This window comes from Flavobacterium noncentrifugens (assembly GCF_900100375.1).
GTDB lineage: Bacteria > Bacteroidota > Bacteroidia > Flavobacteriales > Flavobacteriaceae > Flavobacterium > Flavobacterium noncentrifugens.
The window spans coordinates 662,930-680,857 of record NZ_FNEZ01000002.1; the positions used below are offsets into that span (position 1 = coordinate 662,930).

Consider the following 17,928-nt stretch of genomic DNA (forward strand, 5'->3'; position numbering starts at 1 on the left):
ACAAATTAATCTAACTTATTGATGATGTAATTTGGATATTTACTTTCGGTAAAGGTAAATTGATTTTTGGATAATGGCTGATTGGTTTTAAAAGAATTAACAGTGAGCGTGGTTTTTGTACCGTTTTTGCCAATTTCAATCAAATTGTAGATGTTTTTAGTCTGGCTGTCAATGCCTAAGAGGATTTCTTTTCGCTGGTCTTTCGAACTGATCGGGATCAATTTAATGTATTGGATTTTGCGGCCTTTTACATTCTGTACAATGTCCCACGCAAATTTATAGCCTGAATTGAAGAATGTCAGCATTTTCGATGGCGTGATCGCATTTTCGTCTTTCTCATTAAATTTCGTCACCGAAACTTCTTCATCCTCAGGATTGATCGTATACGTCTTTTTTCCGTCGAAGATCTTGGTCACGCCCATCAGGTTCAAAACATACATATTGCCTTGCAGCGTCACGTTTCCTTTGCTTTCCTGATTGATATTTTCCTTAGCGTTGTTGAGTGTGTATTTAAAGTCGATGACAATATTATCATAACTTTTGACTTTCGCAGTTACCTGGTCTAAAAGCTCTTTTGCCTTTTTATCCTGTGCCTGGATCGTAAAACCGAAAAGAAGTAATAAGGTAATTTGAAGGAACTTGCTCATTTTAAAAATTGTTTTGTTCATTATTAAAAAACTGATCAAGAGCACTTAAATCGGTAATATTTACACCCCGGGCTTTGCTTCCTTCAAATGGGCCAACGATCCCGGCTGCTTCGAGCTGATCAATCAGCCTTCCGGCGCGGTTGTAACCGAGTTTGAGTTTTCGCTGGAGCAAAGAAGCCGAGCCTTGCTGTGCAGTCACAATTATTTCTGCTGCTTCCCTGAATAAGGCATCTCTGTCAGAAATGTCCATATCAAGATTGATGCCACTTTCATTGTCTCCAACGAATTCAGGCAGCAGATACGCATCTGGATAGGCTTTTTGCGAACCAATGAATTCCGTGATTTTTTCGACTTCGGGCGTGTCGACGAAGGCGCATTGCACACGCACGATGTCGTTTCCATTGGTATACAACATATCTCCGCGTCCGATCAATTGGTCTGCACCCTGTGTATCCAAAATGGTTCTCGAATCGATCTTGGAAGTTACGCGGAAAGCAATCCTCGCCGGGAAATTCGCTTTAATGATACCGGTAATGACGTTTACGGATGGACGTTGTGTAGCGATAATTAAATGAATTCCGATCGCACGTGCCAATTGTGCCAGCCTTGCAATCGGGGTTTCCACTTCTTTTCCTGCGGTCATGATCAAATCGGCAAACTCATCGACCACCAAAACGATATAAGGTAGAAACCGGTGGCCATTTTCAGGATTTAATTTCCGATTTTTAAATTTGTCATTGTATTCTTTAATGTTCCGAACCATCGCATCTTTGAGCAACGTGTAGCGGTTGTCCATTTCGACGCAAAGCGAATTTAAAGTATTGATTACTTTGGTGTTATCTGTAATAATCGCATCTCCGGCATCGGGCAGTTTCGCGAGGTAATGCCTTTCGATTTTATTGAATAAGGTCAGCTCTACTTTTTTCGGGTCAACCAATACAAATTTGACTTCCGCCGGATGTTTCTTGTACAACAACGATGTCAATACCGCATTCAAACCAACGGATTTTCCTTGTCCTGTTGCACCAGCCATCAGCAAGTGCGGCATTTTAGCCAAATCGACTACGAACGTTTCATTCGAAATAGTTTTCCCCAAAGCAATCGGAAGTTCCATTTCGGCTTCCTGGAATTTGGCTGAGCCGATGACACTTTTCATCGAAACCATTGTTGGGTTTTTGTTCGGAACCTCAATACCAATGGTTCCTTTTCCGGGAATAGGAGCGATGATCCGGATTCCTAAAGCCGACAATGACAACGCAATGTCGTCCTCCAGGCTTTTGATTTTTGAGATCCGGATTCCGGCTTCGGGTACAATTTCGTATAACGTTACCGATGGACCAACGGTTGCTTTAATTTGTGCAATTTCTATTTTATAATTCCGAAGCGTTTCTACGATCCGGTTTTTGTTTTCTTCTAATTCTTCCTGATTGATTGTAATGCCGCCGGTTGAATATTCTTTCAGCAAATCTAAAGTTGGAAATTTAAAGTTTGATAAATCTAAAGTCGGGTCAAACAATCCAAAATCAGCCACCAGTCGCGATGCTAAATTTTCTTCGATGGTTGGTTCTTCAGCTGCTTTTTCGATGACAAAAGCTTCATCACTGGTATGGATAATTTCCTTCGCCTGCGCGCTAACAATCGGATGCGGTTCTACTACAATTTGCGGTGTAACGGTCAGCGGCATGCTTTTTAAAACAGGCTCTTTCTGGATTTCAGACGCGTGAGAAATCGTTGGTTTTAGAGCTTCGCGGTCAATTTCAAATTTCGGGGCAGGCTTTAAAACAGGCTCCGGAATCTCTTCTTCATCTTCTTGTTCCGGAATAAATTCCTCATCGTCACTCACAGCAAATTCTTCGAGATTGTAAGCGGCATTGTCTGAATTAATTGGTTTTATCGAGGCCAAATCTTCATCGATGTCTTTTTTGCTTTTTTCAAAGAATGATTTTACAGCGTCAGGAGACACTTTGACTTTGAAGATCAGGTAAATCACAATCCCGAAAATCAGCACCAATAAAGTTCCGGTTTTTCCGATGTAATCCTGAGAAAACTGGTTCATTTCATAACCGATCGTTCCGCCAAGTTCAGGAAGCGAAGTCGCAAAAAATCCGAAAAGGATTGAAATGATTACAATTGCGAATAAATCCCAAAACCAGATGCTTTTTAATTTTCTAAGTGAAATGTCGAGTGCTAAAAAAGATCCGGTGAGGAAAAATAATTTTACGAACAAGAATGAAGCAGCGCCAAATCCCCGGTAAATGAAGAAATCGGCTAAAACAGCGCCAAATTTCCCGAGCCAGTTGCCCACTTTTTCATTGCGGTCGGCCAGGGCATTTACAGCACTTTGATCCTGTGTTCCGTAAACAAAAAACGAGATAAAAGCCACGAGCAGCGCAATGGAAAATAAGACCAAAAGGCTGCCCAAAAGCATTTTCTGCTGGCGGGTTACTTTCCACGACCTTTTTGGTTTTTCGGTTCCGTCTGCTTTTGCTGTTGTTTCTTTCTTGACCGTTTTTGCCATTTTTTAATTGGAATTGGAATAAAATTTAATGCGGTACAAATTATAAAAATTTCGGGACATAAATGATAAGGCCGATTGTGATAGCTGTCAGTGCTGCGAAAAATACAGCTCCGGCGGCAATGTCTTTGATGAACCCGATGCGTTCGTGGTAATTTGGATGGATGAAATCGGCAATTTTCTCCACAGCAGTGTTCAATCCCTCAATCGCGAGTACAAAACCGATTGCGAGTGTCTGGAACATCCATTCGGTTGCGGTGATCTTGAAATAAAATCCGGCAATGACGAGTAAAACGGCGAGTGAAAACTGCACCATGACGCTGTGTTCGGTCGTGATGAGCTTGATCGCGCCTTTGACGGCAAAGCCAACGCTTTTAAAACGCCCGGTAAAAAAGGTATTGTCTTTTTCGAATTCCATACGCGGTATTTAAAGGGCTGCGAGCGCTGCTTCGTAATTTGGCTCGTCGGCGATTTCAGCGACTTGCTCCGTATAAACAATGTCACCTTTTTCGTCGATGACAATCACAACTCTTGAATTTAAACCTGCCAATGGGCCGTCGGTGATTTCAAGTCCGTAATCCTTTCCGAATTTTCCGTCCTGGAAATCGGACAAGTTCACGACGTTTTCAAGTCCTTCAGCACCGCAAAAACGTTTTTGGGCAAAAGGCAAATCGCGAGAAATGCACAAAACAGTCGTATTTTGAAGCCCACTTGCTTTTTCATTGAATTTTCTAACCGATGCCGCACAAGTTCCGGTGTCGACACTCGGAAAAATGTTCAGGACTAACTTTTTGCCTGCAAAATCGGCTAAAGTCGCTACTGATAAATCGTTTTTTACGAGTTTAAAATCGATTGCTTTGGTGTGTGTTTTCGGCAGTTCGCCGTTGGTATGTACCGGATTTCCTCCTAAAGTGATGGTCGCCATTTGTGGTTTTTTTATTAAGGTTCAAAAGTATAAAATATATTTGGAATAGCAGGCAGTTGTTTGCTGCGGTTGGAAAAGGAATTTTGTCGTTGGTTTTGCGCCCGCGTTAGGGATGGAAGCGAAAATCCTTTTTAAATTTGTAATCCTAGCATTTGAAATTAAAAGAAGAATATCCGGCAGAGGTTTAGGCATCTGGGGCGAAAAGACTTTTACAAATTTAAAAAGATTGCAGCGGACAGCCCGGCCGCAGGCAACGCCCAAATAAAAAAAAACGCTTCCATTGCTGAAAGCGTTTTCGGGTAAAAATATTGGAAACTATTTATCGATAGAACCCAAAACACGCTGCATGAACGCGTTTAAGGCTTCTTTTTTATCGGTTCCGGTCTGGATCATTTTGTGGACTTCGAGCGCGCCGTACATATTTGAAATGAGTTCGCCGATGACGTCGAGTTCTTCGTCTTTAAGCGACGGAACCTCGGTTAACGCTTCGAGCACTTCAATGGTTTCAATCAGGTAATCCTGGTCGTTTGCTTCAATGAACTGCGTGAGTTGTTTGATTACGGGTAGTTTCATAGGATTTCGGCTACGAGTTCATTCAACACTTCGGTTTTGTTGGTTTGCGTTTCATTTTTGAGAATTCCACCCACGAAAGTTGCGAAAGTCGGCAGGTTTGAAACATTCGCCAGTTTTCTGGATTCAGGATACAATTCGGCATCCACAATCACGAAAGCCGTTCCTTCATTTTCAGACGCCAGTTTCTTGAATTTTGGTTTCATAATGCGGCAGTTTCCGCACCAGGAAGCCGAATATTGCACGACCACTTTTTCGTTGCTGGCGACAATATCTTTTAAAGTATCTTCAGTTAATTCGATTAACATATTTGATATTTATTAGTTGTTTAAATAAGAAGCGACGCCTTCTCTTGTTGCAAACATCGCTTCTTTTCCTTCTTCCCAGTTTGCAGGACAAACTTCGCCTTTGGTTTGGACATGCGTGTAAGCATCAACCAAACGAATGTATTCGGCAACGTTTCTTCCTAGTGGCATGTCGTTTACGCTTTCGTGGAAGATTTTTCCGGTTTCGTCGATCAAATAAGTCGCTCTGTAAGTAACATTTGAGCCTTCGATGATAATTGAATCGGTTTCTTCGCTATAACCTGTAGATTCGATGTCAAGGATTCCGAGGATGTTTGACAGGTTTCTGTTCGTATCGGCTAGGATTGGATAGGTTACACCTTCGATTCCGCCGTTATTTTTTGGGGTGTTCAACCAGGCAAAGTGTACTTCGTTGGTGTCGCAAGAAGCGCCGATTACAATGGTATTTCTTTTTTCAAATTCTGGCAAAGCAGCCTGGAACGCGTGCAATTCGGTTGGGCAAACGAAAGTAAAATCTTTTGGATACCAGAACAAAAGCACTTTTTTGTTGTTGTTTACGGCTTCTTCGAAAATGTTGATTTTCAAATTGTCACCCATTTCAGAAATGGCGTCAACTACAATGCTTGGAAATTTTTTACCTACTAAAGACATAATTATATGGTTTTTAATGTTATCAATTTTGTTTGGCAAAAATAGGGTATGAAGTCATATGGCAACAATCAATTATCATTATATAATCTGATTTTAAAATAGCTTTGGGTTATACTTTAATATGTGCTGAGAATCTCATAATTCCATTTAAATAAAATTATTGATATCGCAACAAATGCAATTTTTTATTCGATGAATCCTATTTTTACGTTTGCTTTTATATATTTGTTTGGCGTTAAAATTTTCTGGCTTTTTGCCTGGATTGCCAACAATCAAACAGCAAAGTACATATGAGTTTTTCCAGTTTATTCAGAAAAAAAACAGTCCAGGATATTTTAAAACAGGTGGCAAAAAATGAAGCCGATGGACATAATGCTTTGGGCAAACATTTAACCACACGCGATTTGACTGCTTTCGGAATTGCAGCCATTGTAGGAGCAGGAATTTTCAGTACAATCGGAAAAGCAAGTTCCGATGGCGGCCCGGCAGTGATTTTTCTCTTCCTCTTTACCGCTTTGGCGTGCGGATTTGCTGCTTTCGCTTATGCGGAATTTGCTTCAATGGTTCCGGTTTCAGGAAGCGCATATACCTATTCTTATGTCGCTTTTGGAGAAATCATAGCCTGGATCATTGGCTGGGCTTTGATTATGGAGTATGCAATCGGGAACATTACCGTCGCCATTTCATGGAGCGATTACTTTACCGGATTGCTCGAAAGTGGCGGAATCCACTTGCCGCAATGGGTGCAAATGGACTATTTAACCGCTTCCAACGGATTTAAAGATGCCACGGCTTTAATGCAGGGCGGAAAATCATACGAGAATTTAAGTTCCGGATTGCAGGCTGCTTACACGGCCTGGACGACTTCGCCAACAATCGGTTCCTTTCATTGTGTTGCCGATTTGCCCGCTTTATTTATCATTATTTTGATTACGGCTTTGGTTTACCGCGGCATGAAAGAATCGCGAAATGCCAGCAATATGATGGTTGTCGTGAAATTGTGCATCATACTTCTGGTGATCGCAGTCGGTGTTTTTTATGTCGATACAAACAATTGGCAGCCTTTTGCGCCAAATGGTGTCAGCGGTGTTTTGAAAGGCGTGTCGGCGGTGTTCTTTGCGTATATCGGTTTTGACGCGATTTCAACCACGGCAGAAGAATGTAAGAATCCGCAACGCGATTTGCCGCGCGGCATGATGTGGGCGATTATCATTTGTACGGTTTTATACGTCATCATTGCATTGGTTTTAACCGGAATGGTCAATTACAGTGAGCTCAATGTTGGCGATCCGTTGGCATTTGTATTCGATAAACTGAATTTAAAATGGATGTCGGGAATTATCGCCGTTAGCGCAGTCGTTGCGATGGCGAGTGTTTTATTGGTTTTCCAAATGGGACAGCCGAGAATCTGGATGAGTATGAGCCGCGACGGTTTGCTGCCAAAACGCTTTTCAAAAGTGCACCCGAAATTCAAAACACCTTCTTATGCCACGATCGTCACCGGATTTGTAGTCGCGATCCCAGCCTTGTTTTTAAACCTGACGATGGTGACCGATTTGTGCAGCATCGGGACGTTATTTGCATTCGTGCTCGTGTGCGCCGGCGTTTTAGTGCTACAGAACAAACCCGATATTCCAAGGGGAAAATTCAAAACGCCTTACATCAATTCGAAATTCGTATTTCCGGTTTTATTGGTCATCGGACTCGTTTTTGCTTTCGGTTACAACCAAAAAGCAACGATGGATTTCATCACAAATGAAAAGCAGATCAATACACCCGAAACGATTGTCATGTCATTAAACAAAGAACAAAGCCAACTCGTTTATGAATATTTATTAAGCCGAGATGCAGCAAACGGAAAAATCGCAAACCCTGATTTAGAGCACATCCTAAGCCATTATGAGGATAACGCTTACGCAAATGTGGTCGCATCGTTGCCGATTGACAATGCATTGAAATATGAATCGGGTTTCAGTTTGTTCAAGCATAAAATTCCAATGTGGATTTTTCTGATCGTACTTGCAGGTTTGACAGTTTGGTCGATCAGGCAGAATTTATCGTTGATTCCGCTGCTCGGATTGGTTTGCTGCCTGTATATGATGGCCGAACTCAGCGTTTGGAACTGGATTTATTTTACTTGCTGGCTGTTGATCGGATTGCTGATTTACTTTGGCTTCAGCCGGAAAAACAGCAAATTGAACCTTCCAAAAGAAACGGTTTAGCCAAAATAAAAATCCGTCTGAAGATGGCGCTTCAAACGGATTTCATCACAAAAAAAATTAAAACTATACCATTTCTGCCGACATTTTTAAAACACCGGTTTCTACCATGCACTTTTTCATCATTTGATATGTGCGTTCAATATCATTGTCAAGCCCGATCGAAAAACGGATCAGTCCTTCTGTCAGTCCCATTTCGATTTGCTCGTCCATCGGGATTTCCGACGAAGTCGAACTGCCCGGAGCGCTAAACAATGTTTTGTAAAATCCGAGGCTTACCGCTAAATATCCGAGGTTTTTTTGCTGCATCAGTTCCATCAGCTCATTCGCTTTATCGGCACTTCCCGCATCAATTGTCATCATGCCGCCAAATCCATATTCTGGATTGATCATGTTTTTATACAATTCATGGCTCGGATGACTTTTGAGTCCGGGATAAACCGTTTTCAAACCATCCTTTTCAAATCGTTCAGCCAAAAATAAAGCGTTGTAACTGTGTTGTTTCATCCGAATATGAAGCGTTCTCAAATTCTTCATCACACTCGCCGAACGCAAACTATCCATCGTCGGCCCAAGCAGCATCGAAGCACCCGAATTCACATTTTTTAACGCATCGATAAATTCGCGGGACGCACAAGTCACCCCGCCAACCGTATCGCTGCTTCCGTTGATGTATTTCGTAAGGCTGTGGATCACAACATCGGCGCCCATTTTCGCAGGAGCAACAGACAGCGGTGAAAACGTATTATCGACCACCAGTTTTAAGTTGTGCTTTTTTGCAATCTTCGCCAAACCGGCAATATCTGCCACTTCAAGCAACGGATTGCTGACGGTTTCACAATACAAAACCTTTGTTTCTGGCGTTATTGCAGCTTCAACCAAGTCAAGTTTCGTAATGTCAACAAAGCTGGTTTTAATCCCGAAGCGCGGTGTAAAATTCTTTAAAAACGCATACGTTCCGCCATAAATCGTGCGGCTCGAAACGATATGATCGCCACTTCCGCACAATTGCAAAAGCGTTGGCGTAATTGCGCCCATGCCCGAAGCCGAAACATTTGCAGTTTCGGTGCCTTCCATCGCAGCCATCGCCTTGTCAAGGTATAAATTGCTCGGCGACGAATGCCGCGAATACAAATAACAGCCTTCGGCGTTGCCTTCAAAAGTGTCGAACATCGTTTTTGCTGATAGGAAAGTGTAAGTCGAAGAATCTGAAATAGAAGGATTTACACCTCCAAATTCACCAAAATATTGCAAGTCCTGAATGTTGTCTGCGGGGTTGAATTCCATTGTTTTATTTTTAGGAGCATATTCCTGCTTTCGCCTTTATCTCTTCACTGCGTTGCGAGGATATCGGCTCTATCAGGGCTAGGCATTTGATTACAGAAGAAGCATTAAATTACCATCCAAAACAAAACAATTCCAGTTATAAAATCAACAGATGTATAAATATTCAGACTTTTAATCTATTAAATTGATTTTTATCAGATATATTTGCTTTCATTTTTGAATTTCAATCTTTCAAACCGAAAATCTCACATGACCTTAGATGCCACCGATAAGAAACTGCTGCAATTCCTGCAATCCGACAGCAAGCGAACAACAAAAGAATTGTCCTTAAAGCTCAATTTGTCAGTAACTGCCGTTTACGAACGCATTAAAAAGCTTGAGCGCGAAGGCATTATCGATAAATATGTGGTATTGATTAACCGCAACAAAATCCAGAAAGGCTTTGTTGTTTTTTGCCACATCAAACTCATTCAGCATTCTAAAGATTTCCTGACTACTTTCGAAAGCGAAGTCGTAAAGCTTTCCGAAGTACTCGAATGTTTTCACGTGAGCGGCGATTATGATTACATACTTAAAGTTTGCGTGGAGAACATGGAAGCATACCGCGAATTCATGGTGACCAAACTCACGACTTTACAGCACATCGGCAGCACGCACAGCACTTTTATGATTTCGGAAGTGAAAAACACGACAGCTTATTCGTTGTAAACTTTAAAAAAATGAGCCACGAATTCACAAATTTTTAAAAATCATTCGTGAATTCATGGCCTAAAAATTATGATTGCTTATTAATTCCAGTCAATCTTTCTCGAGAAATACATCACAGCACCCAAAATCAGGAACAATCCGATGCTTCCAAAAAGCAGCGCATAATTTTCAAGCTGGATGATGACATAGATAAAGGAGTACAAAACCGCCAGCGATGTTCCGATAAAAGCCGGGAATTTCCTGTTTTTCAGGATCGAAATAGAATACAATGCAATCATCAGCACGACTGAAATGCCCGAGATCAAATACGCTTTTAGAAAGCTCGAATGTTCGGTAATTGAAATCAGTAACGTATAAAACATAATCAGCGCGAGGCCAATCATCGAATACTGGAAAATATGGATTTTAATTTTGCTGATGCTCTGGATCAGAAAAAAGATTAAAAACGTCAATCCAATGACGAGGAAACCATATTTTGCCGCACGCTCATTTTGCTGGTATTGGTTCACCGGAATGATAAAATCGACGCCGAAAGCATACTTTGCCAAATCGGGAAGAAATTCAAAGGATTGTTGCGAAAAAGCGCGGTTGATGTGCAGGATTTTCCAGTCGGCGCGAAAGCCTTTATCTGAAACCGTTTTCGTTTTGTCATCCGGAAGGAAATTCCCGTCAAACTTTGGTGAATGCCAGTTCGAAGTAATTTTGGCAGTAGTCGTTTTTCCAATCGGAACCATCCGGATTTGCTGGCTTCCGTTGTACACCAGGTCAAAATGAAACGGCGTTTGCCCGCCACTCTGAAAAGCTGCGGAATTTATAAATCCGGTTTCAAGCGCCTCAACCGAATCTTTTTTAGTGCTGTAAACCGGCTCAAAAGTGTAAGCTGCATTGCCAAGGTTGATCTTGACTTCGTCGCGAATGCTTTTTAAATTCGTGGTTTGGATCAAGATCGTCGCTTCATCCCAGAGAATATCGGCATCGGGAATATTTTTCGAACTGAAATCGGGCTTTGAATATTTCCCGTCAAATTTCATGTCTGAAGTAAAAACAACCGATTCATAATTGCTGCGTTTCAGGACTTTGGTCTTTACATTGGAGCTGTTTTTAAGCTCGTCCGGAAAAAAATAAGCATATTCGGTTGATGCCGTTTTTTCAGTAGTGCGCTCTTTCGTTTTCTCGTTTACAGAAATGGTTTCGGTATACGTTTTATACGGAACTTTGACGATCGGGCCATAGAAATAAACGCTTTCGCCCCATTTTTCACCAGTTTCTGAGATGACTTCTTTCTGCCGCAAAGCGCGTTCTTCAATGAGGCTTTTAACAAATTGCAGCGGGATTAATAATACGAGCGTTAAAAGCCCGACCATGATCATTTTTGCCGTGTTCGACTGTAAAAACGAGGTGTTTTCTTCTTGTGGAGTTTCCATGATTTTAGATTTAAAGATTAAAAAATTATAAGGATTTAAAGATTAAAAGGTTCGAATACGAAATAGGCGTAAAGTGCTGCTATCGGAATGTTGACCAATAAAATCAGCATTTTGACAGCAAAATATTCGCGGTAATTTTTTTGTGTGATGAAATAATACAGCAGGTGAAAAAAGACGAGGCTGTTCAGGACAAATGCAATGACGATGTAAGCCAATCCAATCAGGAGCATGTCGAAATTATAGGGAATCATTTTATAAAGGAGCAGAATTAATGTGCCGATTGTAAACGAACCAATCGCCATGTGCGTAGAGAATTCGCCGGCTTTTCTGAGGTAGTACATTGGTGACATATTTATCGGATTAAAAAGGTTTCACGGATTTTTGAGAGTGGCTGGTTTAGCATTTTTGTAAATTCCAATGAATGGAAGAGCAATGCATTTTTGCCTTTTTTATATTTTTTGAAAAAGAAAGGCAAACTGTGCAGATAAAACATCGAGCCTAAAATTGCAGCAAGACATGTTGTGATGCTTTTTTTTCCGTTTCCGATGAGGTAAAACTGCAGCCCGATTTGCGCCCGCGCCGATATTCCGGTATTGGTGAGCACGTGAAAAATGTCTCGTTTCTCTAAAATTGGATCTTTGCTGAAATGATGCTGCTGCAGAAATTCCGCAAGAGCGAACCCCAGGCTTTCCTCGGAAAAATTGATCAGGTCTGCAATCCTGAAATCGGTTTGAACCGTTCGTAAATTCGCATAAAAATTCTCGGATTCATAAAATCCGGGTACACTCAGTGTTTTCATAATGTGGTTTATTTAGCCGAATTAAATTTAAAAAAAAAGTAGGCGAGCAGCAGGAACATGCCGTAGCCGAGTGAAAATCCGATCGTTCGGAGCTGCAATAAAAGCAACGGAATATCGGTCAGGAGTTCAAGCGGATTGCTGATAATGTCCCAGCTGTTGTAGCGCAGAAACCGTCCAAGGTAAATCCCGAATCCTGAAAGCAAACAGCATAAAACAATAAATATCCACCCGGTTTTATTTCCAAATCGTGTTTGCCAGATGTGATGCATGTCTGCTATCGATATGAATCCGAATGCGATTCCGCTCCACGAAAACGACATCAGCAAAAGCAAGTCAAACCAGTCCGGCATTCCGTCCGAATTTTTAAAATGAAGAAAATCGGTGATGATGTAAGGCGCGTTTGGCAGAAACAACAGCCAGATTGCAGTGAAGATAAAAAGCTTTTTATTTTGACAGAAGTTCGGATTTTCGACCAGCCAGTTGCTAACAATCATAGGCACGCCGGCGAGAATCAGATTCCAGATCAGAAATCCGTAAAATAACGATTCAGTCGTAAAAATCCGGATCGCGAGCAGTCCGAAATTAAAAGCAGCGAGTATGAAAAGCGTGGTTGCTGTGCGGTTGTTGGTTAAGATTGAAATATTCATAATTTAATTTTAAAAGTACTTTGTTTTTCAAAGTGAATAAGTAAAAAAATAGTTTAACTTTTCTGGATTAATTTTTCAAGGGCTTCAATATGATCACGAAATGCTTTTTTTCCTTCTTTGGTGGCGCTGTAACTGGTGTTTGGTTTTTTTCCGATGAACTGTTTTTCGATGGCAATGTAATTTTCTAATTCGAGTGCCTTGGTATGGCTGGCAAGATTTCCGTCGGTCACGCCGAGCAGTTCCTTCAGTGTATTAAAATCGGCGGAATCATTGACCATCAGCACCGACATAATGCCGAGCCGGATGCGGTGATCAAAAGCCTTGTTGATATTTTGGATGATGTTTTTCAAATGATCATATATTAGATACGATTTTCAGATGTACGATTTACGTGAAGTGCAGCGTAAATCAAAAACCCTAAATCGTAAATCAAAATTATTTCCTGTCGTATTTAAAATGCATGATGCTGCCGTAAATAATGTGGCAAAGGCCGAAACCAAGCGCCCAGAATTCGAGTGTATAACCGTAAACCGCCGCTGACAAAAGACCCAAAATTACAACAGTTATTCCGAGATAGCGCACATCCCGTAAAGTATATTTGCTCGCATTGATGCAAGAAAGCCCGTAAAAAATTAGCGTGGCCGGGCCAATTAATTCATAATATTTCCTGTCAAGCAGAATGAGTGAAAAAATTCCTCCGGTAACCAGCGGAATTAAAAAATTGACTGTCATTCTTTTAGAAGTGCTGTTCCAGATTTTTTCATTTTCTTTTTTGGCTTTAAAATACGTCATGATAAAAGCCGTCGCAAGTGAAAGCACCAAAACCGAAAATGCCGTTGTTAGGATCCATTTAAAAGTGTCACTTTCCAAAGTCACTTCGTAGCCGCGGTTTGAAGCCAGCAGCATTTTTGCGATGTATGCGCCAACGAGTGCATAAATTCCGGCCAGAATCCCAGATAATCCGCTCAGCGAAATAAACTGCGAAGATTTGTCCATCATGCTTTTGATGTCCTGGATGTCTTTTAAATAATTTCTTTCTACCATATTTAAAGTACTTTGAATTGCAAAGTAAATGTAAATCTTTTTTCCGGCAAAACTTTTTCCCAATTATTTTTACAGTTCCTTGTCATTTCGACTGTAGGGAGAAATCTTCTATCGGTTGGAATTTCTCCCGGCGGTCGAAATGACAATTCAAGGACACACTTTTCAACAAAAAACCGTAATTTTGTGCAGCAAAAATAAAAACACACAAAACATACATATTATGAGTGCATTTGACGTTGTCGTTATCGGTTCAGGTCCAGGCGGTTATGTGGCTGCGATCCGTTGTGCCCAATTGGGTTTCAAAACAGCCATTATTGAAAAATACTCCACTTTGGGCGGAACATGCCTCAATGTGGGCTGCATTCCGTCAAAAGCATTGCTCGATTCTTCACACCATTATTATGATGCGGTTTCGCATTTCAAGGAGCATGGAATTGATATCAGTGGTGAGATCAAAGTCAACATCGAGCAAATGATCGCCAGAAAAGCATCAGTTGTAGATCAAAACGTCAGCGGAATCAAATACCTGATGGACAAAAATAAAATCACCGTTTTCGAAGGATTGGGTTCTTTTGAAGACGCGACACACATCAAAGTTTCAAAAGCCGACGGTTCATCTGAAATTCTTGAAGCTAAAAATACGATCATTGCAACAGGTTCAAAACCATCAACATTACCATTCATCAAAATCGACAAGCAAAGAATCATCACTTCAACTGAAGCGTTGAAACTGACTGAAGTGCCGAAACACCTAATCGTTATTGGCGGCGGCGTCATCGGATTGGAACTCGGACAGGTTTATTTAAGACTCGGTGCACAGGTTTCTGTTGTTGAATATTTAGACCGAATTATTCCGGGAATGGATGCCGGTTTGTCAAAAGAACTGACGAAAGTCCTCAAAAAGCAAGGCATGAAATTCTACACGTCTCACAAAGTGAAATCGGTGGAAAGAAACGGCGGCGTTGTTGTTCAGGCTGAAAATGCCAAAGGCGAAACGATTACGCTCGAAGGCGATTATGCGTTGGTTTCTGTCGGAAGAAAAGCATATACTGAAGGTTTGGCTGCCGATAAAGCCGGAGTAAAGATCTCAGACCGAGGTTTGGTGGAAGTTAACGATCATCTGCAAACAAATGTTCCGAATATCTACGCGATCGGCGATGTCATTAAAGGCGCTATGCTTGCTCATAAAGCCGAAGAAGAAGGCGTTTTCGTTGCTGAAACGTTAGCGGGACAAAAACCGCACATCGACTACAATTTAATTCCAGGCGTAGTATATACGTGGCCCGAAGTGGCGGCTGTCGGAAAAACCGAAGAGCAATTGAAAGCAGCCGGAATCGAATACAAAACAGGAAGTTTCCCAATGAAAGCGCTCGGTAGATCACGCGCGAGCGGCGACACCGATGGTTTCGTAAAGATATTGGCCGACGCCAAAACAGACGAAGTTTTAGGTGTTCACATGATTGGCGCAAGGGTTGCCGATTTGATTGCCGAAGCCGTGACTGCAATGGAGTTCAAAGCGTCTGCTGAAGACATCGCAAGAATGTCGCACGCACATCCAACATACGCGGAAGCGGTGAAAGAAGCAGCTTTAGACGCGACTGAAAAACGTTCAATTCACATGTAATTTCAGAATAATAATGTAAAAAGCCCGTTCGATTGAGCGGGCTTTTTTATTGTTATCTGTCATTTCGACTGCGGGGAGAAATGTGTTTTATAATCGGGATTTTTCTCTGCGGTCTAAATGACAAAAGTCTGGTTGATATGACAATTGAAGTCTCAAACCGGTTTTACGCTCTTAAGGAATTTCCGGTAAATGAAAATACCGAGTAATGCCAGTAAAATAATCGACCACAATTGCACAACAAATGCAATGATAGAAGCTAAAATAGACCAGCCGGTTTTTAATCCGTCAAGAATTTCCAATCCGAAATTTCCATAAGCCTGATTGTCTTTTTCGATGGCAACCAATTCCTGTTTGATCGTTTCATTCTGGTAAATCGCCAAGGTAATCGTGCTATAAGCAATTTGGTCCCGCATCGCCAGGTTCTGGATTTTTGCATTCTCGCTTTGTTGTTTTTTGTTCAGGACATCATTTTCGGCATCGGCAATATCATTAAGTTTTTTTCCTTTTTGATCGATGTCGTTCTGCAGTCTTTTCGTATGGTCTGAAAGGCGCTGCTGCGACAAATCGGCGGCAAGCAATTGCAGGGAAACGTCATCGGCTTTGATAACTCGGAAATCCAGGTAATCGATTTCTTTTGCAATGGATTTGATTACGGTGTCGAGTTTCGTATTTGGAATGCGGAGTATAATGTTGTTTTCAACCGAATATTTAATCGTTTGCAACGTGCTGTCGGCGCTGATTTTTGTTTGCTTTTTACCTGTAAGATGGCTTTGCAGATCGGTATTGGTTACAATTCCACCAAATTTATTAACGGCATTTTCAATTTTATAAGTCGATTGCGCGACGTTTTTGACTTTAAATTTGATGTCGGCCTTTTGGATGAATTTTCGTTTGTCATCGGGATTCTGCACGGCTGCATTGGAACTCAGCACATTTTTCATCGATTCATCAGCGGAAGTTTTTTCAGATAAGGCGGCTTCTTCCTGCGGAGATTCTCCCTGTTTACAAGAAATTACCAAAATAGCAAACAATGCCGCAACACCAAACAAGAACGTTGTTTTCATAAAGATTGATTTTAAAGATTACTAATTATTAATGGATTCGCGTCATTTTAAATCAAAAGTGATGGTTTTTAAGATTTTTAACAGAATCGCAGCGCACTAATAACTGTGCCAAAAAAATATCCAAAAGCCATCCGACGAAAATTTTATTGTAATTTTGAAATCCGAAACCAATATTTCATTGAGAACATCCGTATTTAAAGACATTTCCGATCCTCAAAAAATTAAAGCGCAACTGCTTTTATGGGCGCAGCAATTTCGGGAAATCACTTTTCTGGACAGCAACAATTATCCGCAGCACTATTCAAATGTGGATTGCATACTGGCTGTTGATGCGCTAACTTCCATAAAAACAGATTATCCAAACGCTTTTGAAGATTTAAAACAATACCAGCAAACGACAAAAGACTGGCTTTTCGGCTATTTGTCATACGACCTGAAAAACGATACTGAAGATTTAAAATCCAGGAATTTCGACGGTTTGCATTTTCCAGATCTTTATTTTTTCCAACCGAAGAAATTGTTTTTTCTGAAAGGAAACCAGCTGGAGATTTGTTATCTGAAGATGTGTGATGATGAATTGGAGTCGGATTGGAACGAAATAGAGCAAGTCGAAAGTCAAAAGCCGAAAGTCGAAAGTCTTCTGAAAATCAAGCAGCGGATTTCCAAAGATGATTATCTGAAAAAAGTGTCAAAAATGCTTAATCACATTCACCGCGGAGATATTTATGAAGCCAATTTCTGTATGGAATTTTATGCTGAAAACGCGACGATCAATCCATTCGAAAAGTATCAGAAACTTAATGCAATTTCAGAACCGCCGTTTGCTGTTTTTTTTAAAAACCACAAGCAATTCCTTATTTCTGCGTCACCCGAAAGGTACTTGAAAAAAGAAGGAAATAAAATCATTTCCCAGCCAATTAAAGGCACAGCAAAGCGAAGTTCCGATGCAATTGAAGACGAACGACTCAAAAACGAACTATTTTCCAATGCAAAAGAACGTTCTGAAAATATCATGATCGTCGATCTTGTCCGAAATGATTTGTCGCACACGGCAACAAAAGGTTCTGTAGCAGTTGAGGAATTGTGCGGCGTGTATTCTTTTAAGCAAGTGCACCATTTGATTTCTACAGTTATTTCTGAACTCGATCCGCAATATGCTGCAGCCGATGTGTTGAAAACGACTTTTCCAATGGGAAGCATGACCGGCGCGCCCAAAGTTTCAGCGATGAAAATCATCGAAAACCTCGAAGAAACCAAACGCGGATTGTACAGCGGTGCTGTTGGATATTTTACGCCAAATGGCGATTTCGATTTCAACGTCGTGATCCGAAGCATTTTATACAACCATCAAAATCAATATTTGTCGTTTTCTGTTGGAAGTGCGATTACGTCTTTATCCGATCCTGAAATGGAATACGAGGAATGTTTGCTGAAAGCGAAAGCGATGTTTGAAGTTTTGAGTTAGGCATAAGACATAAGAGCGTTTGATTGTCGTAAAT

The 17,928-nt window shown here is 41.1% G+C and carries 19 protein-coding genes; 4 read left to right on the forward strand and 15 right to left on the reverse strand.

Annotated features, from left to right (window positions below; genetic code table 11):
* Positions 1-5: 5 nt before the first annotated feature.
* The 7 genes from BLS32_RS07640 to BLS32_RS07670 all read right to left on the reverse strand — a co-directional run bounded on the left by BLS32_RS07640 (position 6) and on the right by BLS32_RS07670 (position 5,613).
* Positions 6-647: an outer membrane lipoprotein periplasmic chaperone LolA1 gene (locus tag BLS32_RS07640; protein WP_091394685.1), complete on the reverse strand. Its 642-nt coding sequence runs from the start codon at positions 645-647 to the stop codon at positions 6-8.
* Position 648: 1 nt separating this feature from the next.
* The gene (locus BLS32_RS07645; RefSeq protein WP_091393623.1) at positions 649-3,165 is read right to left on the reverse strand and encodes a DNA translocase FtsK; all 2,517 of its coding nucleotides are present in this window, start codon (positions 3,163-3,165) and stop codon (positions 649-651) included.
* 40 nt (positions 3,166-3,205) lie between these two features.
* Positions 3,206-3,580 carry a diacylglycerol kinase gene (locus BLS32_RS07650; protein ID WP_091393626.1) on the reverse strand — a complete coding sequence of 125 codons (375 nt, stop codon included), beginning with the start codon at positions 3,578-3,580 and terminating at the stop codon, positions 3,206-3,208.
* A gap of 9 nt (positions 3,581-3,589) precedes the next feature.
* On the reverse strand, positions 3,590-4,087 hold the full coding sequence (gene tpx / locus BLS32_RS07655; protein ID WP_091393629.1) for a thiol peroxidase: 498 nt from the start codon (positions 4,085-4,087) through the stop codon (positions 3,590-3,592).
* Between the two features lie 315 nt (positions 4,088-4,402).
* Positions 4,403-4,660 carry a DUF6952 family protein gene (locus tag BLS32_RS07660; RefSeq protein ID WP_091393631.1) on the reverse strand — a complete coding sequence of 86 codons (258 nt, stop codon included), beginning with the start codon at positions 4,658-4,660 and terminating at the stop codon, positions 4,403-4,405.
* Positions 4,657-4,965: a thioredoxin family protein gene (locus BLS32_RS07665; RefSeq protein ID WP_091393634.1), complete on the reverse strand. Its 309-nt coding sequence runs from the start codon at positions 4,963-4,965 to the stop codon at positions 4,657-4,659. Before BLS32_RS07665 ends, BLS32_RS07660 begins: the two co-directional genes overlap by 4 nt.
* A 12-nt stretch (positions 4,966-4,977) precedes the next feature.
* Positions 4,978-5,613, reverse strand: coding sequence for a peroxiredoxin (locus BLS32_RS07670; RefSeq protein WP_091393637.1), 636 nt, complete (start codon positions 5,611-5,613; stop codon positions 4,978-4,980).
* A 290-nt stretch (positions 5,614-5,903) separates the two neighbouring features.
* On the opposite strand from BLS32_RS07670, the gene BLS32_RS07675 reads away from it, so the two are divergent.
* Positions 5,904-7,835, forward strand: a complete 1,932-nt coding sequence (locus BLS32_RS07675; protein WP_091393640.1) for an amino acid permease — start codon at positions 5,904-5,906, stop codon at positions 7,833-7,835.
* Positions 7,836-7,898: 63 nt separating this feature from the next.
* Here BLS32_RS07675 and BLS32_RS07680 read toward each other — a convergent pair whose 3' ends face one another.
* Positions 7,899-9,119, reverse strand: a complete 1,221-nt coding sequence (locus tag BLS32_RS07680) for an aminotransferase class I/II-fold pyridoxal phosphate-dependent enzyme (protein ID WP_091393642.1) — start codon at positions 9,117-9,119, stop codon at positions 7,899-7,901.
* Between the two features lie 249 nt (positions 9,120-9,368).
* Here BLS32_RS07680 and BLS32_RS07685 point away from each other — a divergent pair, with 249 nt between their 5' ends.
* On the forward strand, positions 9,369-9,827 hold the full coding sequence (locus BLS32_RS07685) for an Lrp/AsnC family transcriptional regulator (RefSeq protein ID WP_091393645.1): 459 nt from the start codon (positions 9,369-9,371) through the stop codon (positions 9,825-9,827).
* 80 nt (positions 9,828-9,907) lie between these two features.
* Here BLS32_RS07685 and creD read toward each other — a convergent pair whose 3' ends face one another.
* From creD to BLS32_RS07715, 6 genes are all read right to left on the reverse strand, one after another.
* A complete protein-coding gene (gene creD / locus BLS32_RS07690; RefSeq protein ID WP_091393647.1) occupies positions 9,908-11,251 on the reverse strand; it encodes a cell envelope integrity protein CreD in 1,344 nt (447 codons plus the stop codon).
* Between the two features lie 35 nt (positions 11,252-11,286).
* Positions 11,287-11,592 carry a hypothetical protein gene (locus tag BLS32_RS07695; RefSeq protein ID WP_091393650.1) on the reverse strand — a complete coding sequence of 102 codons (306 nt, stop codon included), beginning with the start codon at positions 11,590-11,592 and terminating at the stop codon, positions 11,287-11,289.
* An 11-nt stretch (positions 11,593-11,603) separates the two neighbouring features.
* Positions 11,604-12,050 (reverse strand): hypothetical protein, encoded by a 447-nt coding sequence (locus BLS32_RS07700; protein WP_091393652.1) that lies wholly within the window; start codon positions 12,048-12,050, stop codon positions 11,604-11,606.
* An 8-nt stretch (positions 12,051-12,058) separates the two neighbouring features.
* Positions 12,059-12,697, reverse strand: a complete 639-nt coding sequence (locus BLS32_RS07705) for a DUF1361 domain-containing protein (protein WP_091393654.1) — start codon at positions 12,695-12,697, stop codon at positions 12,059-12,061.
* A 53-nt stretch (positions 12,698-12,750) separates the two neighbouring features.
* Positions 12,751-13,047, reverse strand: a complete 297-nt coding sequence (locus BLS32_RS07710; protein ID WP_091393657.1) for a winged helix-turn-helix domain-containing protein — start codon at positions 13,045-13,047, stop codon at positions 12,751-12,753.
* Between the two features lie 85 nt (positions 13,048-13,132).
* Positions 13,133-13,741: a hypothetical protein gene (locus BLS32_RS07715; protein ID WP_091394688.1), complete on the reverse strand. Its 609-nt coding sequence runs from the start codon at positions 13,739-13,741 to the stop codon at positions 13,133-13,135.
* 220 nt (positions 13,742-13,961) lie between these two features.
* Here BLS32_RS07715 and lpdA point away from each other — a divergent pair, with 220 nt between their 5' ends.
* A complete protein-coding gene (lpdA, locus tag BLS32_RS07720; RefSeq protein ID WP_091393660.1) occupies positions 13,962-15,365 on the forward strand; it encodes a dihydrolipoyl dehydrogenase in 1,404 nt (467 codons plus the stop codon).
* A 152-nt stretch (positions 15,366-15,517) separates the two neighbouring features.
* On the opposite strand, the gene BLS32_RS07725 is transcribed toward lpdA, so the two are convergent.
* Positions 15,518-16,429, reverse strand: coding sequence for a DUF4349 domain-containing protein (locus BLS32_RS07725; protein WP_091393662.1), 912 nt, complete (start codon positions 16,427-16,429; stop codon positions 15,518-15,520).
* Positions 16,430-16,607: 178 nt separating this feature from the next.
* Here BLS32_RS07725 and BLS32_RS07730 point away from each other — a divergent pair, with 178 nt between their 5' ends.
* The gene (locus BLS32_RS07730; protein WP_091394691.1) at positions 16,608-17,894 is read left to right on the forward strand and encodes an anthranilate synthase component I family protein; all 1,287 of its coding nucleotides are present in this window, start codon (positions 16,608-16,610) and stop codon (positions 17,892-17,894) included.
* Positions 17,895-17,928: the final 34 nt, after the last annotated feature.